Origin of the sequence: Vulcaniibacterium tengchongense (assembly GCF_003814555.1) — a bacterium.
GTDB classification, from domain to species: domain Bacteria; phylum Pseudomonadota; class Gammaproteobacteria; order Xanthomonadales; family Xanthomonadaceae; genus Vulcaniibacterium; species Vulcaniibacterium tengchongense.
Genome location: NZ_RKQN01000002.1, coordinates 181,852 through 205,131, shown reverse-complemented (window position 1 = coordinate 205,131; position 23,280 = coordinate 181,852). Strand labels below are relative to the sequence as shown.

At 73.2% G+C, this 23,280-nt stretch carries 26 protein-coding genes; 20 read left to right on the top strand and 6 right to left on the bottom strand.

Annotated elements, in window-relative coordinates:
• Positions 1-86 precede the first annotated feature (86 nt).
• The 3 genes from EDC50_RS07300 (at position 87) to EDC50_RS07290 (ending at position 3,053) form a co-directional block, all read left to right on the top strand.
• Positions 87-959 carry a tryptophan 2,3-dioxygenase gene (locus EDC50_RS07300; RefSeq protein WP_123769837.1) on the top strand — a complete coding sequence of 291 codons (873 nt, stop codon included), beginning with the start codon at positions 87-89 and terminating at the stop codon, positions 957-959.
• A 13-nt stretch (positions 960-972) separates the two neighbouring features.
• Positions 973-1,374 carry an NUDIX domain-containing protein gene (locus EDC50_RS07295; protein ID WP_123769836.1) on the top strand — a complete coding sequence of 134 codons (402 nt, stop codon included), beginning with the start codon at positions 973-975 and terminating at the stop codon, positions 1,372-1,374.
• A 170-nt stretch (positions 1,375-1,544) separates the two neighbouring features.
• The gene (locus EDC50_RS07290) at positions 1,545-3,053 is read left to right on the top strand and encodes a peptide MFS transporter (protein WP_123769835.1); all 1,509 of its coding nucleotides are present in this window, start codon (positions 1,545-1,547) and stop codon (positions 3,051-3,053) included.
• Between the two features lie 74 nt (positions 3,054-3,127).
• Here EDC50_RS07290 and EDC50_RS07285 read toward each other — a convergent pair whose 3' ends face one another.
• Both EDC50_RS07285 and EDC50_RS07280 read right to left on the bottom strand, forming a co-directional pair.
• A complete protein-coding gene (locus tag EDC50_RS07285; RefSeq protein WP_123769834.1) occupies positions 3,128-3,469 on the bottom strand; it encodes a DUF7709 family protein in 342 nt (113 codons plus the stop codon).
• 232 nt (positions 3,470-3,701) lie between these two features.
• The gene (locus tag EDC50_RS07280; RefSeq protein WP_123769833.1) at positions 3,702-4,196 is read right to left on the bottom strand and encodes a MarR family winged helix-turn-helix transcriptional regulator; all 495 of its coding nucleotides are present in this window, start codon (positions 4,194-4,196) and stop codon (positions 3,702-3,704) included.
• Between the two features lie 122 nt (positions 4,197-4,318).
• Between EDC50_RS07280 and hppD the strand changes: the two genes are divergently transcribed.
• From hppD to EDC50_RS07245, 7 genes are all read left to right on the top strand, one after another.
• Complete coding sequence (gene hppD / locus EDC50_RS07275) at positions 4,319-5,389, top strand: 4-hydroxyphenylpyruvate dioxygenase (RefSeq protein ID WP_425477915.1); 1,071 nt, start codon at positions 4,319-4,321, stop codon at positions 5,387-5,389.
• 136 nt (positions 5,390-5,525) lie between these two features.
• A complete protein-coding gene (hmgA, locus tag EDC50_RS07270; protein ID WP_242003088.1) occupies positions 5,526-6,836 on the top strand; it encodes a homogentisate 1,2-dioxygenase in 1,311 nt (436 codons plus the stop codon).
• Positions 6,837-6,924: 88 nt separating this feature from the next.
• Positions 6,925-7,593, top strand: a complete 669-nt coding sequence (locus EDC50_RS07265) for a hypothetical protein (RefSeq protein WP_123769830.1) — start codon at positions 6,925-6,927, stop codon at positions 7,591-7,593.
• Between the two features lie 141 nt (positions 7,594-7,734).
• Positions 7,735-8,688, top strand: coding sequence for a calcium/sodium antiporter (locus tag EDC50_RS07260; protein WP_123769829.1), 954 nt, complete (start codon positions 7,735-7,737; stop codon positions 8,686-8,688).
• A gap of 37 nt (positions 8,689-8,725) precedes the next feature.
• Positions 8,726-9,955 carry a Na+/H+ antiporter NhaA gene (gene nhaA, locus EDC50_RS07255; protein ID WP_123769828.1) on the top strand — a complete coding sequence of 410 codons (1,230 nt, stop codon included), beginning with the start codon at positions 8,726-8,728 and terminating at the stop codon, positions 9,953-9,955.
• A complete protein-coding gene (locus tag EDC50_RS07250) occupies positions 9,919-10,824 on the top strand; it encodes an SDR family oxidoreductase (RefSeq protein WP_425477903.1) in 906 nt (301 codons plus the stop codon). The genes nhaA and EDC50_RS07250 overlap by 37 nt, the downstream gene beginning before the upstream one ends.
• A 410-nt stretch (positions 10,825-11,234) precedes the next feature.
• Complete coding sequence (locus EDC50_RS07245) at positions 11,235-11,708, top strand: MarR family winged helix-turn-helix transcriptional regulator (RefSeq protein ID WP_123769826.1); 474 nt, start codon at positions 11,235-11,237, stop codon at positions 11,706-11,708.
• A 4-nt stretch (positions 11,709-11,712) separates the two neighbouring features.
• On the opposite strand, the gene EDC50_RS07240 is transcribed toward EDC50_RS07245, so the two are convergent.
• From EDC50_RS07240 to EDC50_RS07225, 4 genes are all read right to left on the bottom strand, one after another.
• The gene (locus tag EDC50_RS07240) at positions 11,713-12,600 is read right to left on the bottom strand and encodes a DMT family transporter (RefSeq protein WP_123769825.1); all 888 of its coding nucleotides are present in this window, start codon (positions 12,598-12,600) and stop codon (positions 11,713-11,715) included.
• A 231-nt stretch (positions 12,601-12,831) separates the two neighbouring features.
• The gene (locus EDC50_RS07235; protein ID WP_123769824.1) at positions 12,832-13,323 is read right to left on the bottom strand and encodes an Mpo1 family 2-hydroxy fatty acid dioxygenase; all 492 of its coding nucleotides are present in this window, start codon (positions 13,321-13,323) and stop codon (positions 12,832-12,834) included.
• Positions 13,324-13,349: 26 nt separating this feature from the next.
• Positions 13,350-13,685 carry a DMT family transporter gene (locus EDC50_RS07230; RefSeq protein WP_123769823.1) on the bottom strand — a complete coding sequence of 112 codons (336 nt, stop codon included), beginning with the start codon at positions 13,683-13,685 and terminating at the stop codon, positions 13,350-13,352.
• Between the two features lie 48 nt (positions 13,686-13,733).
• On the bottom strand, positions 13,734-14,660 hold the full coding sequence (locus tag EDC50_RS07225) for a phosphoribosylaminoimidazolesuccinocarboxamide synthase (RefSeq protein WP_123769822.1): 927 nt from the start codon (positions 14,658-14,660) through the stop codon (positions 13,734-13,736).
• Positions 14,661-14,824: 164 nt separating this feature from the next.
• Here EDC50_RS07225 and EDC50_RS07220 point away from each other — a divergent pair, with 164 nt between their 5' ends.
• The 10 genes from EDC50_RS07220 to EDC50_RS07180 all read left to right on the top strand — a co-directional run bounded on the left by EDC50_RS07220 (position 14,825) and on the right by EDC50_RS07180 (position 23,266).
• Positions 14,825-15,160 carry a J domain-containing protein gene (locus EDC50_RS07220; protein ID WP_123769821.1) on the top strand — a complete coding sequence of 112 codons (336 nt, stop codon included), beginning with the start codon at positions 14,825-14,827 and terminating at the stop codon, positions 15,158-15,160.
• Between the two features lie 87 nt (positions 15,161-15,247).
• Positions 15,248-15,922 (top strand): ribulose-phosphate 3-epimerase, encoded by a 675-nt coding sequence (gene rpe, locus EDC50_RS07215; protein ID WP_123769820.1) that lies wholly within the window; start codon positions 15,248-15,250, stop codon positions 15,920-15,922.
• A gap of 3 nt (positions 15,923-15,925) precedes the next feature.
• Positions 15,926-16,399 (top strand): ribonuclease E activity regulator RraA, encoded by a 474-nt coding sequence (gene rraA, locus EDC50_RS07210; RefSeq protein ID WP_123769819.1) that lies wholly within the window; start codon positions 15,926-15,928, stop codon positions 16,397-16,399.
• A 220-nt stretch (positions 16,400-16,619) separates the two neighbouring features.
• Positions 16,620-17,570: a lipid kinase YegS gene (yegS, locus tag EDC50_RS07205; RefSeq protein ID WP_123769818.1), complete on the top strand. Its 951-nt coding sequence runs from the start codon at positions 16,620-16,622 to the stop codon at positions 17,568-17,570.
• 143 nt (positions 17,571-17,713) lie between these two features.
• The gene (gene trpE / locus EDC50_RS07200) at positions 17,714-19,201 is read left to right on the top strand and encodes an anthranilate synthase component I (protein ID WP_425477902.1); all 1,488 of its coding nucleotides are present in this window, start codon (positions 17,714-17,716) and stop codon (positions 19,199-19,201) included.
• A 485-nt stretch (positions 19,202-19,686) separates the two neighbouring features.
• Positions 19,687-19,863 carry a hypothetical protein gene (locus EDC50_RS16345; RefSeq protein ID WP_158635739.1) on the top strand — a complete coding sequence of 59 codons (177 nt, stop codon included), beginning with the start codon at positions 19,687-19,689 and terminating at the stop codon, positions 19,861-19,863.
• 98 nt (positions 19,864-19,961) lie between these two features.
• On the top strand, positions 19,962-20,642 hold the full coding sequence (locus EDC50_RS07195; protein WP_123769816.1) for a winged helix-turn-helix domain-containing protein: 681 nt from the start codon (positions 19,962-19,964) through the stop codon (positions 20,640-20,642).
• Positions 20,639-22,000, top strand: a complete 1,362-nt coding sequence (locus EDC50_RS07190; protein ID WP_123769815.1) for a sensor histidine kinase — start codon at positions 20,639-20,641, stop codon at positions 21,998-22,000. The genes EDC50_RS07195 and EDC50_RS07190 overlap by 4 nt, the downstream gene beginning before the upstream one ends.
• Positions 22,001-22,362: 362 nt before the next feature.
• Positions 22,363-22,941, top strand: coding sequence for an anthranilate synthase component II (locus tag EDC50_RS07185; RefSeq protein WP_123769814.1), 579 nt, complete (start codon positions 22,363-22,365; stop codon positions 22,939-22,941).
• A gap of 1 nt (position 22,942) precedes the next feature.
• Positions 22,943-23,266: a hypothetical protein gene (locus EDC50_RS07180; protein WP_123769813.1), complete on the top strand. Its 324-nt coding sequence runs from the start codon at positions 22,943-22,945 to the stop codon at positions 23,264-23,266.
• Positions 23,267-23,280: the final 14 nt, after the last annotated feature.

Here is a 23,280-nt window from a genome sequence, read left to right as displayed (position 1 = left end):
TGCATCGCGATGACGGCCGCGGCGGGCCGATGCGCTACCCTGAACGTCCCTGGGCGGTGCCGTTTGCCGGCACGCGAAAACGAGCGATGAGCGTCGACAAGAACGAGCGCGAACTGGAGTCCGGCATCCACACCGACCTGTCCGGGCGGATGACCTACGCCGGCTACCTGCGGCTGGACACGCTGCTGTCGGCGCAGCGGCCGGTCTCGCAGCCGGCGCACCACGACGAGTTGCTGTTCATCGTCCAGCACCAGGTCGCCGAGCTGTGGATGAAGCTGATGATCCACGAGCTGAAGGCGGCGATCGCGCAGTTGCGCGAGGACCGGCTCGACCGTGGCCAGAAGAGCCTCGCCCGCTGCAAGGCGATCCTGCGCCAGCTGACCGAGATGTGGTCGGTGCTGGAGACGCTGACGCCGTCGGAGTACATGGAGTTCCGTGACATCCTCGGGCCTTCGTCCGGGTTCCAGTCGCTGCAGTACCGCACCATCGAGTTCCTGCTCGGCAACAAGAACGCGGCGATGCTGCAGGTGTTCGCGCACGATCCCGCCGCCGAAGCCGCGCTGCGCGAGGCGCTGCAGGCGCCGAGCCTGTACGACGAGACGCTGCGCTACCTCGCGCGCCACGGCCACCCGGTGCCGGCCCGCCACCTGCAGCGCGACTTGCGCCAGGCGCACGTGTCCGACCCGGAGCTGCTGCCGGTGTTCGAGCGCATCTACGAGGACACCGCGGCGCACTGGGACGCCTACCACCTGTGCGAGGACCTGGTGGACCTGGAGAGCCAGTTCCAGCTGTGGCGCTTCCGCCACATGCGCACGGTGCTGCGGATCATCGGCTTCAAGCGCGGCACCGGCGGCTCCAGCGGCGTCGGCTTCCTCAAGCAGGCGCTGGAGCTGAGCTTCTTCCCGGAGCTGTTCGAGGTGCGCACGATGATCGGCGCGCCCGCGCCCGGCGCCGCCTAGGCGGCGCACGCGCGTGCACGACTGCGTCGGCGCGCTGCTGATCCGCGACGGCCGCATCCTGCTCGGCCGCCGCCGCGACGAGGGCGACTGGCTGGCCGGGGCCTGGGACGTGTTCGGCGGCCACGTCGAGCCGGGCGAGAGCGGGCCGCAGGCGCTGCGGCGCGAGCTGTCCGAGGAGCTCGGCATCGCGGCCGGGGCGCTGCGCTACGCCGGCCGCCTGGAGGGCGCGGCGCCGGAACCGTGGCGGCTGCGGCTGTACCGGGTGCTGCGCTGGCAGGGCGTGCCGCGGAACCGGCAGGAGCACGCCGAACTGCGCTGGTGCGCGCTGGACGAGGCGCAGGCGCGCCTGGGCGCGGCGCATCCGGCGTTCCCGCGCCTGCTGGCGCGCGCCTTCGCCGCGGCCGCCGGCGGGTGAGCGGCGGCGCGGCTCCGGGGCGGCGATCGCGGGCCGCCGCCCGCGCCGTGCCGGGCGGGCCGGCCGTCCGGGTTTGACGTGACCGACGTCACCCGGTAAATCTCCCGGGTCCCGTGCCGCCCGGCGTGGGTTTCCATTCAGTTCTTCGATCCACACGGGGGAGACCGCACATGAGCGGAACCGCTATGCCCGCGGCCGGCACGGCCGCGCCGATTCCCGAATTCCCGCAGCGCCTCGGCCACCCGAAGCCGCTGTGGATGCTGTTCATGACCGAATTCTGGGAGCGCTTCGCGTTCTACGGCATCCGCTGGGCGCTGGTGCTGTACATCGTGGCCCAGTTCTACCAGGGCAGCGGCACCGGCGAGCAGCCGGCCAACCAGCTCTACGGCGCCTACCTGGCGCTGGTGTACGCGGCGGCGATCTTCGGCGGCTACGTCGCCGACCGGGTGATCGGCTACCAGCGCTCGATCCTGCTCGGCGCGGCGATCATGTCGGCTGGCCTGTTCATGATCGCGGTGCCGAACCAGGAGGTGTTCAAGCTCGGCCTGGCGACGATCATCGCCGGCAACGGCCTGTTCAAGCCGAACATCTCCACGATGGTCGGCAAGCTCTACGCGGTCGGCGACGAACGCCGTGACTCGGGCTTCACCATCTTCTACATGGGCATCAACCTCGGCGCGATGATCTCGCCGATCCTCACCGGCTGGCTGGCCGACAAGGTGTTCGGCAGCGAGGCGATGCCGGCCTACAAGGTGGTGTTCATCACCTCGGGCATCGGCATGCTGCTGAGCCTGGTGTGGTTCTGGTTCGGCCGCCGCGGGCTCGCCGGCATCGGCCGGCCGCCGGAAGGCGGCGAGCACCGCGGCCGGGTGCTGCTGACCCTGGTCGGCGCGCTGGTCGCGATCCCGGCGATCTACTTCCTGCTGACCATCGACGCGGCCACCCTCAACTGGTGGGTGCTGACGCCGATGTTCGTGCTGCTGTGCGCGCTGATCATCGCCGAGGGCGTGCGCGAGGGTAAGACCCAGCGCGACCGCGCGCTGGCGATGCTGCTGATCTTCGTGTTCAACGTGCTGTTCTGGATGTTCTTCGAGCAGGCCGGCAGCTCGTTCAACTTCCTCGCCGACAAGATCGTCGACCGCAGCTTCGGCGACTGGACCTTCCCGGTCGCGTGGTTCCAGTCGGTGAACTCGCTGGCGATCATCACCATCGCCCCGGTGCTGGCCTGGCTGTGGGTGAAGATGGGCCGCGCCAACCCGTCGATCCCGCGCAAGTTCGGCCTCGGCCTGATCTTCAACGGCCTGGCCTTCGCGCTGCTGATGTTCGCCCTGTCCAGCCTGGTCGACGAGTTCGGCAAGATCCCGTTCTGGACGCTGTTCATGGTCTACGTGATCCAGTCGGTCGGCGAGCTGTGCCTGTCGCCGATCGGTCTGTCGATGGTGACCAAGCTGGCGCCGGTGCGCCTGGTCGGCTTCGGCATGGGCGGCTGGTTCCTGTCCACCGGCATCGGCAACAACCTGTCGGGCATCTTCGCCGGCCACGTCAGCGGCGAGAGCGGCATGACCGTGCAGTCGGCGCTGTCCGGCTACACCTTCGGCTTCTGGCTGCTGCTGGGCGCCGGCGTGCTGCTGTTCCTGATCGCACCGCTGGTGCAGCGGCTGATGCACGGAGTGAAGTAGGCGCGGCCGACCGCGCGTCCGGACGACGGCGGCCGCGGGCCGCCGTCGTCGTTTCCGGTTGCCGGGACGCGAGCCTAGGCTTCGCCGGCGCGGCCCTGCGCCTCGCGCCAGCGCAGCGCCTGCTCGCCGACGTAGCGGCGGCCCGGGTTGTCGCCGCGGACCCATTCCTCCGGCGCGAACAGCTCGAACAGGCCGACCTTGAACAGCGTCGGCACGGCCAGCGCCAGCTGCCGCTCGACCTCGCCGCGCTCGCCGGCGTTGTACAGCGCGATGTTGTGCAGCATCGTCGCGACCGTGCCGGTCTGCACCGTGCTGCCGTCGCGCAGCTTCACCGCCGGCAGGCTTTCGCCCTCGGCGACGATCTTGCGGTTCACCGCCGCCAGTTCGGCGGTGTGGGCGGGCGTGGGGTCGTTCATCGCGGTTCCTCGCGTGTGGGCACGCGGACGAGATGGGGCGCGGCGCGGCCGGCGACAAGGCGTGCGCATCCGGGAGCGGCGGCGCGGCGCCGTTCCGCGCCCGCGCCGCCCGCGGGGGGGCCCGGAGCGGCCGGCCTGGCGCGAGCGCGCCGCGCGGAGGCGATGCGCCGCGCCGTGGCGCCGGCCGGATCGAAGCGCCGAGGCAGGCCGGCGCGGCGGCGGCGCGCGCCGCTTACCGCGCCAGGGGCTCGGACGCGACCGGCTCGGCCTCCGCGCGCAGTTCCAGCTCGTCGAGCCGGTCGAGCAGCCGGAACAGCAGCGCGCGCTCGTTCGCGTCCATGCCCTCGAGCAGGCGCCGTTCGAACGCCAGCGCCAGCGGCGCGACCTCGTCGTAGATCCGGTAGCCGGCCTCGGACAGGCGCAGCACCGAGCGGCGGCGGTCGTCGCCGTGGATCTCGCGCTCCAGCCGGCCGGCCTCGAGCAGGCGCGCGACCGCGCGGCTGACCGCGACCTTGTCCATCGCCGTGCGCTGCGCGACCTCGTTCGCCGACAGCCCCGGGTAGCGGCCGAGCACCGCCATCACCCGCCACTCGGTCACGGTGAGGGCGAAGCGTTCGCTGTAGATGCGCGCGATCGTGCCGCTGACGCGGTTGCTCAGCACCGACAGCCGGTAGGGCAGGAAGCGCTCCAGGTCGAGCTCGGCGTGGCCCTGGCGTGGCTGGTTCATGTTGCGCCGTACCTTGATTATGGTTTCAGTTGAAACTATAACGGCCTCTTCGGAACAGGCCGTCCCCGGCGGACGTGCCGCCACCTGGGAACAATGCCATGAATGCACAGCCAAACCTCGGCATGCAGGTCACCACGTTCGAGAACCCGCTCGGCATCGACGGTTTCGAGTTCGTCGAGTTCGCCGCCCCGGCGGGCCAGGGCGCGCACCTGCACGACTATTTCCGCAAGCTCGGCTTCACCGCCGTGCTCCGCCACAAGACCCGGCCGATCACGGTGTACCGCCAGGGCGGGGTGAACTTCCTGGTCAACGAGGACCCGGACAGCTTCGCCGCGGACTTCGCCGCGCAGCACGGGCCCTGCGCCTGCGGCTTCGCGATCCGCTTCCAGAAGCCCGCCGCGGAGGTGTTCGACGCGGTGCTGCGCAACGGCGGCGAGGCGGTGTCGCACAAGGCCGAGACCCGCGCGGTGGACGCGCCGGTGGTCAAGGGCATCGGCGACTGCATGCTGTACCTGGTCGACCGCTACGGCGCCAAGGGCTCGGCCTACGACGGCGGGTTCGAGCCGGTGCCGGGCGCGGAGCAGAACCCGAAGGGGTTCGGCCTGACCTTCATCGACCACCTGACCCACAACCTGTACTTCGGCAACATGGCCAAGTGGGCGGACTACTACGAGCGGCTGTTCAACTTCCGCGAGATCAAGTACTTCGACATCAAGGGCGCGAAGACCGGCCTGGTGTCGAAGGCGATGACCGCGCCGGACGGGGTGGTGCGCATCCCGCTCAACGAGTCCAGCGACCCGAAGTCGCAGATCAACGAATACCTCGACGCGTACAAGGGCGAGGGCATCCAGCACATCGCCTGCTTCACCGACGACATCTACGCCACGGTGGAGCAGATGCGCGCGGCCGGGGTCGAGTTCCTCGACACGCCGGACACCTACTTCGAGGTGATCGACCAGCGCATCCCCGGCCACGGCGAGGACGTGCCGCGGCTGCAGAGAAACAAGATCCTGATCGACGCCGACCCGGAGACGCACCAGCGCAAGCTGCTGCAGATCTTCACCCAGAACGCGATCGGCCCGATCTTCTTCGAGATCATCCAGCGCAAGGGCAACGAAGGCTTCGGCGAGGGCAACTTCCAGGCCCTGTTCGAGAGCATCGAGCGCGACCAGATGCGCCGCGGGGTCCTGTGATGCTGCCGCCGCGGATCCGCGCGGATCGCCGCGGATGTTGCGGCGTAGGCGCGTGGAGCCGGCGAAGTTGAGATCGCCGCCGCCGATCCGCGCCCCGCGCGCGGGATCGGCGGCAAAACGCTTTGGGGGACGAGACGTGGCCTCGAGTTACCAGACCGGTTTCGGCAACGAGTTCGCGAGCGAGGCGGTGCCCGGCGCGTTGCCGGTCGGGCGCAATTCGCCGCAGCGGGTCGCGCACGGGCTGTACGCGGAGCAGCTGTCGGGCACCGCGTTCACCGCGCCGCGCCACGCCAACCGGCGCAGCTGGCTGTACCGGATCCGCCCGGCGGCGATGCACGGGCCGTTCGCGCCCTATGCGAGCGGGCACGCCGCGCAGCCGCGCTTCCACAACGACTTCGGCGACGGCCCGGTGCCGCCGGACCAGATGCGCTGGGACCCGCTGCCGTTGCCGCAGGCGCCGGCGGACTTCGTCGACGGCCTGTACACGATGGCCGGCAACGGCTCGCCCGCGGCCCAGCACGGCGTCGGCATCCACCTGTACGCCGCCGACCGCGACATGCGCGGCCGCTACTTCTACGACGCCGACGGCGAGCTGCTGATCGTGCCGCAGCTGGGCCGGCTGCGCATCGCCACCGAGCTCGGCGTGCTCGAGGTCGAGCCGGAGCGGATCGCGGTGATCCCGCGCGGCGTGCGCTTCCGCGTCGAATTGCCGGACGGGCCCTCGCGCGGCTACGTCTGCGAGAACTTCGGCGCGCTGCTGCGCCTGCCCGACCTCGGGCCGATCGGCAGCAACGGCCTGGCCAACCCGCGCGACTTCGAGACGCCGCACGCGGCCTACGAGGACGTGGAGGGCGAGTTCGAACTGATCGCCAAGTTCCAGGGCCACCTGTGGCGCGCGCCGATCGACCATTCGCCGCTGGACGTGGTCGCCTGGCACGGCAACTACGCGCCGTACCGCTACGACCTGCGCCGCTTCAACACCCTCGGCTCGATCAGCTTCGACCACCCGGACCCGTCGATCTTCACCGTGCTGACCTCGCCGAGCGACACGCCGGGCACGGCCAACCTGGATTTCGTGATCTTCCCGCCGCGCTGGCTGGTCGCGCAGGACACCTTCCGCCCGCCGTGGTTCCACCGCAACGTCGCCAGCGAGTTCATGGGCCTGATCCGCGGCGTCTACGACGCCAAGGCCGAGGGCTTCGCGCCGGGCGGCTGCTCGCTGCACAACTGCATGAGCGGCCACGGGCCGGACGCGGCGACGTTCGAGAAGGCCTCGGGCGCCGACCTGTCGAAGCCCGACGTGATCCGCGACACCATGGCCTTCATGTTCGAGACCCGCGCGGTGATCCGGCCCACCCGGCAGGCGCTGGAGGCCGCGCATCGCCAGCGCGACTATCAGCAGTGCTGGGCCGGGCTGCGCAGGCACTTCGCGCCGCCGGCGCGCTGAACCGGGCCGCAGGCCGCGGCCGCGCCGGTCGCGGCCGCGGCGCGTTCCGGGTTAGGCTGCGCCCGACTCGTCCCAAGGAGACACGACGATGCGCGCGTTGCCGCTGCTGCTGTTGATCGCCACCCTGGCCGCCTGCCGCGGCGAGCAGTCCGCACCGGAGACGCCGGCGCCGGCCGCGCCGGCGCCCGCGCCGGACCAGCCCGCCGAGGACGTGCCGCCGGCGAACGCGCCGCCCGCCGAATCGCCGCCCGCCGCGTCGCCCCCGGCTGCAGCCACGCCCGCGGGCGGCGCGATGCCCGCGCCCGGCGCGATCGGCTACGCCGGCTTCGGCCCGGCGCCGTTCGGGGCGAGCGAGGAGGAGGTGCGCATGGCGTGGGGCGCCGACCTCGGCGAAGGCAAGCCGTCGGAGCCGGGCGGCTGCTATTACCTGTTCCCGCAGCCGCGGCCGCAGAGCGGATTCCGGCTCGGCTTCATGTTCGAGGGCGGCAAGTTCGTGCGCCTGGACGTGGACGCGGCCGAGATCGAGGCGCCGGGCGGCGGCCGGGTCGGCATGGGCGCCGACGAGATCCGCCGCCTCTACGGCGCACGCGTCGAGGAGATGCCGCACAAGTACGTCGAAGGCGCGAAGTACCTGAGCGTGCCCGACCCGGCCGGCGGCCGCGGCGTGCTGCTGTTCGACACCGACGCCAACGGCCGGGTGAGCGCCTGGCGCGTCGGCGTGCCGCCGCAGGTGTACTACGTCGAAGGCTGCGGCTGAGCGGCGCCCACGGCCGCGCCGGGCGCGCCGCGGCGGACGGCCGCGCCGTGCCGCCGGCGCAAGCCGGCCGGGGGCCGCGCGCACTGGACGGGGCGCCCGCCGCGCGGCAAGAATCGGCGCCGAGCTCGGGAGGAACGCGCGATGCTGGAAGCGGTCGGCTGGTTCGTGCTGGGTCTGCTGCTGCTGGCGCTGGGCGGCGATTCGGCGATCAAGGGCGCGTCCGGGCTGGCGCAGCGCTGGGGCATGCGGCCGTTCGTCGCCGGGCTGTTCCTGGTCGCGTTCGCGACCTCGCTGCCGGAGCTGGCCGTCAACGCGCAGGCGATCGCCCGCGGCGAGGGCGCGCTGGCGCTGGGCAATGCGGTCGGCAGCAACGTCGCCAACTTCGGCCTCACCCTCGGCGTCTCGGCGCTGGCCGCGCCGCTGCTGGTGCGCTGGCGCGCGCTGTCGCCGCTGCTGTGGGCGCTGCTGCTCGGCACCGCGCTCGCGATCGCGTTCGGGCTGGACGGAACCCTCGGCCGCGTCGACGGCCTGGTCCTGGTCGCGGGCTTCGTCGCGGTGGTGGCGTTCGCCGCGGCGCGCGCCCGGCGCGAGTCGGCGGAGCTGCAGGACGCGATCGCCGCGTTCGCGCGCACCCGGACCGGGCTCGGGCTCAACCTGCTGCGGCTGGCGATCGCGGCCGCGCTGCTGTACTTCGGCGCGCGCCTGGTGGTGGGCAACGCGCTCGCGCTCGGCCAGGCGCTGGGCATGGCGCCGCTGCTCACCGGCCTGCTGCCGGTGGCGATCGGCACCGCGCTGCCGGAGCTCGCCGCCGCGGTGGTCGCGGCGCGGCGCGGGCAGGGCGACCTGGCGGTCGGGCACGTGATCGGCTCCAGCCTGTTCAACCTGCTGCTGATCGTCGGCGGCATGGCCGTGCTCTCGCCGTTGCCGATGCCGGCCTCGTTCCTGCGCTTCGAACTGCCGGCGGCCGGCGTGTTCGCGCTGATGCTCTACCCGATGCTGCGCGGCGACCTGCGCGTCAGCCGCGCCGAAGGCATGCTGCTGCTGTTCGCGTTCCTGGCCTGGCTGGGGTTCGAGCTGGCGGCGCTGCAGCAGTGATGGCCGGGGCGCCCGCTCCGGTCGATATACTCGTCGGATGAGCCAATCGACTTCGACCCCGGCCGCGCCGCGGCTGCCGCGCGCGTTGCGCGCGCTGAGCGAATTCCTCCGCCTCGAGGCCGCCGGCGGCGTGGTGCTGATCGCCGCCGCGGCGCTGGCGATGATCGCCGCCAACTCGCCGCTGGACGAGCTCTACCGCGCGTTCGGCCAGCTGCCGGTGCACGTGCGCGTGGGCGCGCTGGAGATCGCCAAGCCGCTGCTGCTGTGGGTCAACGACGGCCTGATGGCGGTGTTCTTCCTGTTGGTCGCGCTGGAGATCAAGCGCGAGATGCTGTGCGGCCAGCTGTCCAGCCGCGACCAGGTGATCCTGCCGATGGTCTGCGCCGCCGCGGGCGTGGCGGTGCCGGCGCTGCTGTTCGCCGCCTTCAACCACGGCGACGCCGGGGCGATGCGCGGCTGGGCGGTGCCGACCGCGACCGACATCGCCTTCGCGCTGGGCGTGCTGGCGCTGCTCGGCTCGCGCGTGCCCTCGGGCATGAAGCTGCTGCTGTCGACCATCGCGGTGGTCGACGACCTGATCGCGATCGTGATCATCGCGCTGTTCTATTCGCACGAGCTTTCGCTGGCCGCGCTGGCCTGGGCCGGCGCGGCGATCGCGGGCCTGGTCCTGCTCAACCGCCGCGGCGTGACCCGGCTCGGGCCCTACCTGCTGCTCGGCCTGGTGCTGTGGGTGTGCGTGCTCAAGTCCGGCGTGCACGCGACGCTGGCCGGCGTGGTCACCGGCCTGATGGTCCCGCACGTCGACCGCCGCAACGCGATTCCGGACGAGACCGAGCACTCGCCGCTGGAGACCCTCGAGCACGCGCTGCATCCGTGGGTGGCCTACGCGATCCTGCCGCTGTTCGCGTTCGTCAACGCCGGCCTGTCGCTGTCCGGGTTGAGCCTCGGCGACATGCTGCAGCCGCTGCCGATCGGCATCGTGCTCGGCCTGCTGCTCGGCAAGCCGGTCGGCATCGTCGGCGCGGCGGTCGCGCTGCGCGCGCTCGGCTGGGCCCGGTTCCCGGACGGCATGGACCTGCGGATGATGATCGGCCTCGGCCTGATGTGCGGCATCGGCTTCACCATGAGCCTGTTCATCGCTTCGCTGGCCTACCGCGACCCGCTGCTGTACGAGGAGGCGGTGCTCGGCGTGCTGACCGCATCGGTGCTGTCGGCGGTGGCCGGCTACCTGTGGCTGCGGCCGGCCCTGGCCCGGCGCCCGGGCTGATGCGGCACGCCCTGGTTTTCGGCGCCAGCGGCCAGATCGGGCGGCCGCTGCTCGACCGGCTGCAACGCGAGGGCTGGCGCGTCACCGCGGTCTCGCGCCGGCGGCATCCGGACCAGCCCGGCCTGCACTGGCTGCAAGGCGCGCTGCCGACGCTGGCCGGCGCGCCGGCGCGGGTCGACGCGATCTTCAGCTGCGGGCCGCTCGACGGCTTCGCCCGCTGGTACGCGCAGGCGGCGGTCGAATGCCCGCGGGTGGTCGCGTTCGGCTCGACCAGCGTCGAGGTCAAGCGCGGTTCGGCCGACGCGGAGGAGCGCGCGCTGGCGCAGCGCCTGCGCGAGGGCGAGGAGGGCGTGTTCGCCGCCGCCGCCGCGCGCGGCGCCGCGGCCACGCTGCTGCGCCCGACGCTGATCTACGGCGCCGGCCGCGACGCCACCCTGACCCGCATCGCCCAGCTGGCCGGGCGCTGGCGGTGCTTTCCGCTGCCGCGCGGCGCCGACGGCCTGCGCCAGCCGGTGCACGTCGAGGACCTGGCCGCGGCCGCGTACGCCTGCCTCGGCAGCGCCGCGAGCCAAGGCCGGGCCTACGCGGTGCCGGGCGGGGAAACCCTGCCGTACCGCGAGATGGTCGCGCGCGTGCTGGCGGTGCTGGAACCGCGGCCGACCCTGGTCGAGCTGCCGTCGCCGCTGTTCAACCTGGCGCTGCTGCTGGCGCAGGCCAGCGGCCGCGCCACCGACCTGGGCGAGGCGGCGGTGCGGCGGATGCGCGCCGACCTGGTGTTCGACGCGGCGCCCGCGCAGCGCGACTTCGGCTACGCCCCGCGCCCGTTCCGGGTCGACGCGTCGATGTTCGTGGCGCGCGCCGAAGCGTGACCGTGGCGCCCCGGCCAGGACGCGCCGCGCCAGCACCGGAATTCATATCGCACGCAACGGTTGACAGGCCGGCGCCCGGCATGGTCTCGTCGGAGCCGATGAACCTCCGCCCCTTCCCGCGCAAACCGGCCCGCCATGCGTCGTACGACGCGAAGCGCCCGTGCGCGTGTGCCCAGGCCGCCGGTTCGATTGGCTACTACACCACCTTTACCTGGGCAGGCAGCGCGGGGAGCGGGCACGTGTAGGCAACGCCAACCAGCCCAGCAGCAGAGCGAACCCCGCGGCCCCCAGGACCGCGGGGTTTTTCGTTCTGGGACCGCATTTCACCGACCAGGAACCGCCGCCATGACCACCCGCCACGACCTGCCTCCCGACCCCGCCCGCCGCGCCGACGCGCACCGGAGGCGGCGATGAGCTGGGCGCCGGCGATCGCGCCGCCGCATGCGGTGGAGCCGCCGCCCGCCGGCGATTCGCTGCTCGGCCACTGGCTGGCGATGGTGTCGCGCCACCGCCAGCTGCGCCTGGAACGCGCGGCGCGGCGGCTGCGCATCACCGTGACCGAGTGGTTGGCGCTGCGCCAGCTGCAGCGCAGCGGCCGCGTCACCCAGTGCCGGCTCGCCGAGGCCGCCGGGCTGACGCCGCCGTCGCTGTCGCGCGCGCTGGCCTCGCTGGAGGAGATGGGCTGCGTGACCCGCAGCGCCGACCCCCACGACCTGCGCTCGATCCGGGTGGACATCACCGACGCCGGGCGCGCGCTGGTGGCGCGGCTGCTGGAGACCGAGCGCGAGGTCGACCGCGAGCTGTTCGCCTGCCTCGGCCCGGCACGGTGCGAGGAGCTCGCCGGCGCGCTGCGTGCGGTCGTGGCCGGCGACCGCCGGGCCTAGCCGCCTACAGGTCCTCGGCGCGCGGCGCGGTGCGCGCCTTGCGCAGCGCGCGCACCGCGATCAGCAGCACCCCGCCGAGCACCATCGCGCCGCCGAGCAGCAGGCGCGGCCCCGGCCGGTCGCCCCAGAACGCCACGCCCAGGCCGACCGCGAGCACCGGCACCAGCAGCAGCCACGGCGTCACCTGCGCGACCGGGTAGCGTTGCACCAGCACGTAGTACAGGCCGTGGCCGAGCAGCGACGACACGAAGGCCGCGTACAGCGCGCCGAACCAGGCCACGCCGCTCACCTGCGGCAACGCCGCCAGCCCGCCGGGCTCGAACGCCAGGCTGATCGCCAGCAGCAGCGGCACGCTGAGCACCGCGGTCCAACCCTGCTGGCTGTAGACGTCGAGCCCGTGCAGGCGCTTCATCAGCACCGTACCGACCGCGAGGAACGCGGCCGACACCAGCATCACCGCCAGCGCCGCCGGCCGGTCCAGCACCAGCGGATCGAAGCCGAGCACCAGCACGCCGGCGAAGCTCACCGCGATCGCCAGCCCGGTGCGCCAGGCGAAGCGCTCGCCCAGCCACCACCACGCCAGCAGCGTGGTCATCGGCACGTAGCTCTGCATCACGATCGCCGGCGAGGACAGGTCGCCGGCCAGCTTCAATGCGGTGAAACTCAGGCCGAAATGCAGCACGCCCAGGCACAGACATACCGCGACCAGCCGCGGCCACTGGCCCGGCGCCGGGCGCTTGAGGAAGAACGCCAGCGGCAGCGCGAGCAGGGCGAAGCGCAGCGCGGTGAACAGGAACGGCGGAATCTCCCGCAGCGCCAGCGCCGAAGTGAGGAAGTTGCCGGCCCAGGCCAGCACGATCAGCAGGACGAAGAACAGGTCGCGGGCGGGCATGGGAAAACGGCGGCGGCGCGCGGCGGGCGCGAGGGAGGCGGAGCTGGCGGAGCGGCGATGCGCGCGGACGGCCGTGCGGCCGCTGCGATCCGGATTGTCCCCGTTCGCGCTTCGCGCAGTCCAGCGGGGCGGCGCGCGACCGCGGCAGACCCTTCGGCCGTCGCCGGGTGGTGCGCCGCGCGACGATCCTGCGCCGCGTGCGCCGGCCGCCGCCGTGGCGGCCCGCTCGCCTCAGTAGCGCAACCCCAGCCGCCGATACAGCTTGGCCAGCACCCAGGCCGGCCCGATCAGCAGATAGGTCAGGTCGGTGAGGAAGCTCGGCCGCTTGCCCTCGTAGCGCCGGCTGTGGCCGACGAACTGCCCGATCCAGGCGACGACGAACACGCCGACCGCCAGCGCCAGCAGCACGCGCGGGCCGTAGCCGTCATGGAGCCAGCGCGTCAGCAGGCCCATCAGCACGAAGGCGACGACCATCCCCAGGCCTAGCGCGCGCGAGGCGCGGTAGTAGAACAGCGCCGCGGCCAGCATCGCCAGCCCGGCCCAGAAGCCCGGCCGGAACCACGTGCCCGGCGCCGGGATGCACCACAGCAGCGCGATCACGCTCCACAGGATCGCCGGCACGCAGATCGCGTGGATGCGCTGGTTGACCGGATGGCGGTGGTCGGCGGAATAGTGCGCGAACCAGCAGTCGATCGGGCGTTGCGCGGAGTCGGTGGCGTTCACGGCGGTCTCCCGGGGCGGTGCGGCCGTCAGTGCGCGGCCGCTTTCGAGAACAACTGGATGATCGCCACGCCGGCGACGATCAGGGCGATGCCGGCGACCGCCGCCGCGTCCAGCGGCTGCTTCAGCGCCAGCCAGCCGATCAGCGCGATCAGGACGATGCCGGCGCCGGACCAGATCGCGTAGGCCACGCCCACCGGCACGGTCCGCAGCACCAACGACAGGAAGTAGAACGCGACGCCGTAGCCCGCCACGACCAGCAGCGAGGGCCCGGGCCGGGTGAAGCCCTGCGACGCCTTGAGCGCGCTGGTGGCGATCACCTCGGCGGCGATCGCGATCGACAGGTACAGGTAGGCCGGATTCATGCTCCACTCTCCCTCGCCGTTGCCGGGGCGCGCACGTGGCCCGACCGCTCAGTCGATCGAGATGCCCGCCAGCCGCTGCAGCGCCTCGGCGTACTTGGCGCGGGTGCGCTCGATCACCTCGGGCGGCAGGCGCGGCCCCGGCGGGGTCTTGTCCCAGGCCAGCGTCTCCAGGTAGTCGCGCACGAACTGCTTGTCGTAGCTCGGCGGGCTGCTGCCGGCCTCGTACTGGTCCGCCGGCCAGTAGCGCGAGGAGTCCGGCGTCAGCATCTCGTCCATCACGTGCAGGCGGCCGTCGGCGTCGAGGCCGAACTCGAACTTGGTGTCGGCCAGGATGATGCCGCGCTGCGCGGCGTAGTCGCGGGCGAACTTGTACAGGCGCAGGGTGGCGTCGCGCACCTGCTCGGCGAGGTCGGCGCCGACGGTGCGCACCGCGGTGTCGAAATCGATGTTCTCGTCGTGGTCGCCGACCGCGGCCTTGGTCGAGGGCGTGAAGATCGGCTCGGCCAGCTGCTCGGCCTGGCGCAGGCCCGGCGGCAGGGCGATGCCGCTGACACGGCCGGTGCGCTGGTAGTCCTTCCAGCCGCTGCCGATCAGGTAGCCGCGGGCGATGCATTCGATCGGCACCGGCTTGAGCCGCTTGGTCACCACCGCGCGCCTGGCGTACAGCGCGGCGTCGACGCCGGCCGGCAACACCGCGGCCACGTCGATGCCGGTGAGGTGGTGGGGCACGATGTGCTCGGTCCTGCCGAACCAGAAATTGCTGATCTGGCACAGCATCTCGCCCTTGCCCGGGATCGGGTCGGGCAGGACCACGTCGAACGCGGACAGGCGGTCCGTCGCCACCATCAGCAGGTAGTCCCCGGCCGGCGTGCCCGCCGGCAGGCGGTCGCCCGGCAGGTCGAAGACGTCGCGCACCTTGCCGCGGTGGCGCAGCGGCAGGCCGGGCAGATCGGAGTGGAGCAAGGTCGTGGACAACGCGGAGCCCTCGGATGTGGAGTCCCCGCCCGCACGCCTGGAACCGCGCATGCGCGCGGCAGGGCCGGCCAGTGTACGCCGGGCCGGGGCGGCGTGCAGGTACACTGGTGCGGACTCGCCGCGGCGGGCTTCCGGAGACATCGCATGGCGCGCGGAGCGGGCCGATGAAACGCTGGTACGGCAAACTGCTCGGCTTCATCGCCGGGGCCGCGTTGCTGCGCGGCAACCCCTTCCTGGGCGCCCTGATCGGGCTGTTGATCGGCCACGCGTTCGACGTCGACTGGTTCCGCCTGCGCCGCGACGACCCCTACGCGGTGCTCGGCCTGACCGACGAGGCCAGCGACGCCGAGGTCGACCAGGCCTACCGCCGGCTGATCTCGCAGTACCACCCCGACCGCATGGCCGGCGCCGCGGCCGAACTGCGCCGCCAGGCCGAAGCCCGCGCGCGCGAGATCAACCAGGCCTACGACCGCATCAAGACCCTGCGCCGGAAAGGCTAGGAACGAGCGAAGAGGAACGAGGGAAAGCGCGCGCCCGGCCCCGGCCCACTCGCTCCTCTTGATTGGTTACTTTTCCACGAGATTCGCATGCAGCCCACCGTCATCGCCCCGTCCATCCTGTCCGCCAACTTCGCCCGGCTCGGCGAGGAGGTCGACCGCGTGCTCGCGGCCGGCGCCGACTGGGTCCATTTCGACGTGATGGACAACCATTACGTGCCGAACCTGACGATCGGCCCGATGGTGTGCGAGGCGCTGCGCAAGCACGGCGTGGCCGCGCCGATCGACGTGCACCTGATGGTCGAGCCGGTGGACCGGATCGTGCCGGACTTCGCCAAGGCCGGCGCCTCGCTGATCAGCTTCCACCCGGAGGCCAGCGCGCACGTGCACCGCACGGTCCAGCTGATCAAGGCCCACGGCTGCCAGGCCGGCCTGGTGCTGAACCCGGCGACGCCGGTCGAGGCGCTGGAGTGGGTGCTGGAGGACCTCGACCTGGTGCTGCTGATGTCGGTGAACCCGGGCTTCGGCGGGCAGGCGTTCATTCCCTCGGCGTTGGCCAAGCTGCGCCGGGTGCGCGAGATGATCGACCGCAGCGGCAAGCCGATCCGGCTGGAGATCGACGGCGGCGTCAAGGCCGACAACATCGGGCAGATCGCCGCGGCGGGCGCGGATACCTTCGTCGCCGGCAGCGCGATCTTCAATGCGCCCGACTACGCCGAGGTGATCTACAGGATGAAGGCGGCGGTGGCCGCGGCGAGGGGCTGAGCGATGAACACCTGCGACCTGTGCGATCTGCACGACCGCCTGGTGCGGGTGCTGGAACTGCCGCTGCGCGACTTCGGCGGCCGCCTGGCCTTCGACGGCGAGGTCAGCACGGTGCGTGCGTTCGAGGACAACTCGCGCGTGCGCGAGGCGGTGGCCGAGCCGGGCCGCGGCCGGGTGCTGGTGGTCGACGGCGGCGGTTCGCTGCGGCGGGCGATGCTCGGCGACCTGCTCGCCGGCCAGGCGGCGGAGAACGGCTGGGCCGGCGTGCTCGTGTACGGCGCGGTGCGCGACAGCGCGGCGCTGGCGGCGCTGCCGCTCGGCGTGAAGGCGCTCGGCACCTGCCCGCGCAAGACCGACAAGCGCGGCGTCGGCGAGCGCGACGTCGAGATCGAGCTCGGCGGCGTGCGCATCCGCCCCGGCGACTGGCTGTACGCCGACGAGGACGGCGTGGTGCTGGCCGACACCGACCTGCGCTGAGCGTTCGCCCGCCCGCCCGACGCGCGGTCACCCAGCAAAACGGCCAGCCGGTGAAGGCTGGCCGCGGAAGATTGGAGGCAATCCCGCCTCCGCCCGTCGTCCCTGCGATGGCCTTCCATGTTCCTGATCGGCGATGACGCCGGTGTGACAGCCGGCGGTTCACGGCCGATTGCGCGGCCGCTGCTAGCCTGCGGCGCGGACCTGTCCTTCGGAGACGCGCATGCGCGCGCCGCACTGGCGCCTGATCCTCAACGGCAAGGCCGCGAACGACGACGCGCTGCGCGCGGCGGTGGCGGACGCGCGCGGGCGCGGTGTGCGCGTGGACGTGCGCGTCACCTGGGAGCACGGGGATGCCGAGCGCTACGTCGCCGAGGCCGTGGCCGAGGGCGTGGACGCGGTGATCGCCGCCGGCGGCGACGGCACGCTGAGCGCGGTGGCCGGCGGGCTCGCGCGGCAACCGGCGGCGGCGGAGGCGCTGCCGGCGCTGGGGCTGGTGCCGCTCGGCACCGCCAACGACTTCGCGGTGGCGGCCGGCATTCCCGGGACGCCGGATGCGGCGCTGGAACTGGTCCGCACCGCGCCGCCGCGGCCGGTCGACCTGTTGCGCATCGCCGGCGCGGAGGCGACCCGCTGGTGCGCCAATCTCGCCAGCGCCGGCTTCGGGACCCAGGTCACGCTGGAAACCGACGAAGGCCTGAAGAAGATGCTCGGCGGCCTGGCCTACCTGCTCACCGGCATCGCCAAGCTCGGCCGCATCGAGCCGGTGCGCGCGGCCCTGCGCGGGCCCGGGTTCGAGTGGACGGGCGAATTCATCGCGCTGGGGCTCGGCAACGGCCGCCAGGCCGGTGGCGGCCAGGCGCTGTGCCCGGAGGCCTTGCTCGACGACGGCCTGATCGACCTCACGGTGGTGCCGGAGCTGTCCGGCGAGATGCGCGACACCCTGGGCACGCTGCTGACCGAGGGCCGCCACGCCGCGCTCGATCGCGCCGCGCTGCGCGCGCGCCTGGCGTGGGTCGAGTTGGATGCGCCGGCGCCGCTGCAGCTCAACGTCGACGGCGAACCGGTGCAGGCGGCGCGTTTCCGCATCGACTGCGTGCCGGGGCGGCTGCGCATGCACCTGCCGCGCGACTGTCCGCTGTTCGGCCGCGCAGTGGAACCGCCGGCGCCCTGACGCATCGCATCGCGCCGGCGAAGCCGCTAGAGTAGCGCGATGACAGCCCGGGCGAACCCGCAATTCCTTGCCGACGTGGGTCGGCGATGGCGGCCGCGCGCCGACCTCGCCCTCTGCCCCGCCGTCTTCCGAGGAATCGCCGCGTGTCCCCCGAACAGTTCCAGCAGCAGGCCGCCCACGGCCACACCCTGATCCCGGTCGTGCGCGAGGTCCTGAGCGACCTCGACACGCCGCTGTCGGTCTACCTCAAGCTCGCCGACGGCCCGCACACGTACCTGTTCGAATCGGTCGAGGGCGGCGAGCGCTTCGGCCGCTACTCGATCATCGGCCTGCCGGCGCGGCGCGTGTACGCGTTCGCCGGGCACACGCTGTTCGTCACCGAGGACGGCGAGCTGGTCGAAAGCCGCGTGGTCGACGACCCGTTCGCGGAGGTCGAGCGGCTGCGCGCCGCGCACAGCGTGCCCGAGGTGCCGGGCCTGCCGGGCTTCACCGGCGGCCTGGTAGGCTGGTTCGGCTTCGAGTGCATCCAGTACATCGAGCCGCGCCTGGCGGGGGGCGGGAAGACCGACGAACTGGGCACGCCCGACATCCTGCTGATGCACAGCGACGAGCTGGCGGTGTTCGACAACCTCAAGGGCCGGCTGTACCTGGTCGTGCACGCCGACCCCAGCCAGCCGCGCGCGCTGGCGCGCGCGCAGCGCCGCCTCGACGAGCTGGTGCACCGGCTGCGCCAGGGCGGCCCGGGCTACCCCGAGACGCTGGAAGGGCGCGCGCTGGACGAGGCCGACTTCGTCTCCGGCTTCACCCGCGAAGGCTTCGTTGCCGCGGTCGAGAAGTCGAAGGACTACATCCGCGCCGGCGACATCTTCCAGGTGGTGCTCAGCCAGCGCCTGTCGGTGCCGTTCAAGGCGCGGCCGGTCGACGTGTACCGCGCGCTGCGCGCGTTGAACCCGTCGCCGTACATGTACTTCCTCGACGCCGGCGGCACCCAGGTGGTCGGCTCCTCGCCGGAGATCCTGGTGCGCCTGCAGGACGGCCGCATCACCGTGCGCCCGATCGCCGGCACCCGCCCGCGCGGCGCCACGCCCGAGGAGGACGCCGCGCTCGAGGCCGAGCTGCTGGCCGACCCGAAGGAGCGCGCCGAGCACCTGATGCTGATCGACCTCGGCCGCAACGACGTCGGCCGCGTGTCCCAGCCGGGCACCGTCGAGGTCGGCGAACAGTTCGTGATCGAGCGCTACAGCCACGTGATGCACATCGTCAGCGAAGTGACCGGCACGCTGAAGCCGGGGCTGAGCTACGCCGACGTGCTGCGCGCGACCTTTCCCGCGGGCACCGTCAGCGGCGCGCCGAAGATCCGTGCGCTGGAGGTGATCCGCGAACTCGAGCCGATCCGCCGCAACGTCTACGCCGGCGCGATCGGCTACCTGGGCTGGAGCGCGCCCGGCCGCGTCGGCGACGCCGACACCGCGATCGCGATCCGCACCGCGGTGATCCAGGACGGCCGCCTGTACGTGCAGGCCGGCGCCGGCATCGTCCACGACTCCGACCCGCAGAAGGAGTGGGAGGAGACGATGAACAAGGGCCGCGCGCTGTTCCGCGCGGTGGCGCAGGCCGCACGCGGGCTGTAGCAGGTCGCGGGCCCCGCCGGGGAGTGCGCGGCCCTGCGCGCGGCCGCGCAGTCCCGAGCCTGATCGGGCACGGACGGCCGCCGGGCGGTCGCGGGCTGGCTGTCCGGCCGGCGCCCTGTCCCTGTGGATACGCCCTGCTTGGGCGGCGACGCGGCGCGCCTTCGAGTGCGCGTAGAAGTCGGCTCCGGGTTGGCCCGGCCGTGGCCTGGCGACGCGGCCGCTCGGACGGAGGGCGCTGCGCTCCGGTGCGCGCGGCGGGCACGTCTGTACAGCGCCGATTCGCCACCCATGCGCCGAACTGCGGCGTGCCTCGCAAGCGCCGCCCGGCGCACGAACGTCGCGCGCTGCGCCCGAACGGGGCCGAACATTACGAACAATTCATGTTGCGGAAAGCGGGCGGAGAGGGACGCGGGCGCAGTCTGTGCGGCGATGGGCGTTCGCCGGCACGGCAGGCCCGTCGTCCCGCCACCTTGTAGGAGTCCGCCATGAAGCTTCGCAACGTACTGTTCGCCATCGCCCTGGGCGCCGTGGCCGGCTCGGCCCTGGCCGCGCAGCCGGCCGCCGCACCGGCCGCGTCCTCCGCTTCCGCCAAGCACAAGGCCGAGAAGAAGGCCGAGCGCAAGGCCGAGACCAGGAAGAACGAAGGCGCGAAGAAGGGCTGAGCCCGGCGCCGGCGCCGCTTGCCGGCGTCCGCTGCCGGCGGGATACCCCGTCGAACCCCCGAATCGGCGGGGTATCCTGTTCCGGCCAGGATCCTCCCATGCGCGTGCTGCTGATCGAAGACGACGCCCATACCGCGGCCTTCATCGCCAAGGGATTGCGCGAGGACGGGCACGCGGTCGACCACGCCGGCGACGGCCGCGACGGCCTGTTCCTGGCCACCACCGAGCGTTTCGACGCGATCGTCCTCGACCGCCTGCTGCCCGGCCTCGACGGCCTGGTCGTACTGCGCACCCTGCGCGGCGCCGGCAACCGCACGCCGCTGCTGCTGCTGACCGCGCTCGGCGAAGTGGACCACCGGGTGGAGGGCCTGCGCGCCGGCGCGGACGATTACCTGGTCAAGCCGTTCGCCTACGCCGAGCTGAGCGCGCGCCTGGACGGCATCGTCCGCCGCGCCCGCGACGGCGAGGAGGCCGCGCCGCTCACCCGGCTGCGCGTCGCGGACCTCGAGCTCGACCTGCTCGGCCGCGAGGCCCGGCGCGGCGAGCGCCGCATCGAACTGCAGCCGCGCGAGTTCCGGCTGCTCGAATACCTGATGCGCCAGGCCGGCCGCGTGGTCACCCGCACCATGCTGCTGGAGGCGGTCTGGGACTATCACTTCGATCCGCAGACCAACGTGATCGACGTGCACATCAGCCGGCTGCGGCAGAAGATCGACCACGGCTTCGCCCGGCCGCTGCTGCACACCGTGCGCGGCGCCGGCTATCGGCTGGGCGAATGAGCCGGCGCCCGCGCCCGCGCTCGACCAGCGCGCGCCTGGCGCTGGCGGTGACCGCCTCGTTCCTGCTCGCCTTCGTCCTGCTCGGCGGCGGCGTGTACCTGGCGGTGTCGGCGCTGCTGCGCCAGGACGCGCGCGAGTTGGTCCGCACCGATGCCGCCGGCCTGCTCGAGCTGTACCGCGGCGAGGGCCGCGGCGCGTTGCGCGACGAGCTGCGCCGGCGCATCGCCGCGCCGGAGGATCCGGATGCGGTCTACGCCTGGGTCGCGCCGGACGGCCGGGCGGTGCTCGGGGCGGCGCCGCCGTGGCCGCGGCGCCCGGCGGCGCATCGCCTCGCGCCGCGCTGGATCGAGTACGTCGAGGATCCCGGCGCCGGGCGCCCGCGGGTGATCGCGCGGCTGCAGCCGCTGGACGACGGCAGCGTGCTGCTCGCCGGGCTGCGCCTGCGCAGCCAGGACCGCTTCCTCGCCCTGATGCTGCGTACCGCCCTGGCGGCGCTGCTGGCCGCGGCGACGCTGGGCGCGCTGATCGGCTGGCTGACCTCGCGCGGGGTGTCGCGCCGGCTGCGCAGCCTCGACGCCACCGCCGCGCGCGTCGGCGCCGGCGAGCTCGGCCTGCGCGCGCCGCTGGACGGCAGCGACGATGCCTTCGACCGCCTCGCGCGCCGCTTCAACGGCATGCTCGACCGCATCGAGGACCTGCTCGGCGGCGTGCGCCACGCCACCGACCACATCGCCCATGACCTGCGCACGCCGTTGACCCGCCTGCGCAACCGCCTCGAAGAGCTGCGGCGCCAGCCGGCCGAAGCCCGCGGCGCCGCGCTCGACGCCGCGCTGGCCGAGACCGACCAGTTGCTGCAGGCGTTCGGCGCGCTGCTGCGGCTGGCGCGGATCGAGGCGCAGCCGCCGGTGCAGGACGAACCGGTGCTGGCGTTGGAAGCGCTGGTCGCCGATGCGGTCGAGCTGTACACGCCCAGCGCCGGCGAACGCGGCCTGCGCCTGCGCGCACGGCTGCTGCCGTGCCGGGTGCGCGGCGACCGCGACCAGCTGTTCCAGCTGGTGGTGAACCTGCTCGACAACGCGCTCAAGTACGCGCCCGCCGGCAGCGAGGTCGAGGTCTCGCTGCAGCCGGACGAGGAGGGCGCGCTGCTGCAGGTCGACGACCGCGGCCCGGGCATTCCGGAAGCCGACCGCGAGCGGGTGTTCGACCGCTTCCAGCGCCTGGAGGCGCACCGCGGCTCGCCCGGCATCGGCCTCGGCCTGAGCCTGGTGCGGGCGATCTTGCAGCGCCACGGCGGCCGGATCCGGCTGCTCGATCGCGCGCCGGGACTGCGGGTGCGCGTGCTGCTGCCGCCGGCCTGAGCGGGCGCCTGCACGCGGCCGCGATGCGCCGCGACAGGCGGCAGGCACGGGCGGCGACCGCCGCGGTCGCGCTCGGCGCGGCGAGCCGCTACAGTAGGCCGATGATCGTTCGCATGCCCCTGCCGTTCCTCGGCGCCGACCGCGATGCGCGATGGTGGTGGCCTTCGGCCCCCGTCCGCCCCGCCCCGTCGTCGTCCCAGGAACCCCCGCGTGCGCTGCCCCTACCGATCTGATTCCCCGCCGGCCGTCCGCCCCGCGGCCGCTTCCGCCCCTCCCGCCCCGCGTCCGCGCCCCGTGCCGGACGATCGCGCCTTCGCGCGCGACCGCCGCGCGCCGCGCCGGCCTACCGCGAGTCCGTGCCCATGCTGTTGATGATCGACAACTACGACAGCTTCACCTACAACCTCGTGCAGTACCTGCAGGCGCTCGGGGCGGAGGTGAAGGTGGTCCGCAACGACGAGTTGAGCGTCGCCCAGATCGAGGCGTTGGCGCCGGAGCGGATCGTGATCTCGCCCGGGCCGTGCACCCCGAACGAGGCCGGGGTCTCGGTGCAAACGATCCGCGAACTGGGCCCGCGCGTGCCGATCCTCGGCGTGTGCCTGGGCCACCAGAGCATCGGCCAGGCCTACGGCGGCGAGGTGGTGCGGGCGCAGACCATCATGCACGGCAAGACCTCGCGCATCCGCCATCGCGGCGCGGGCGTGTTCGCCGGTCTGCCCGACGGCTACGAGGCGACCCGCTACCACTCGCTGGTGGTCGCGCGCGACCGCCTGCCGGGGTGCCTGGAGGTCACCGCCTGGACCGAGCGCGAGGACGGCTCGTTCGAGGAGATCATGGGCCTGCGCCACCGCGAGCATCCAGTCGAAGGCGTGCAGTTCCATCCCGAGTCGATCCTGACCGAGCACGGCCACGCGCTGCTGAAGAACTTCCTGGAGCGCTGACGTGGGCTGCGCCTGCCGCCATGCGATCGCGCCGCCGCTGTGGCGGCCGCCGCCCGCCGCCGCCGCCGCGCGGCGGTCGCGCGACGCCTGCGCGCCGGAGCGGGCGCGCAGGCGGCTGGCGTTGCGCGCCGATCACGACCCGCGCGCCGCGATCGCGCCGCGCGCCGAACCCCAGCCTTGGGCCGCCAGCCCCGCCCATTCCACGCAGCGCTTCGACCTGCCGCAGGCCTGGGGCCGCGTGTCCCGGGCGCGCTTCGAGCGCTGCCGCGCCGGCGCCCCCTGCCTGCCGACGGGGCGGACGATCCCCGAACACGCCTCGCTTTGACCATCACGGACCGC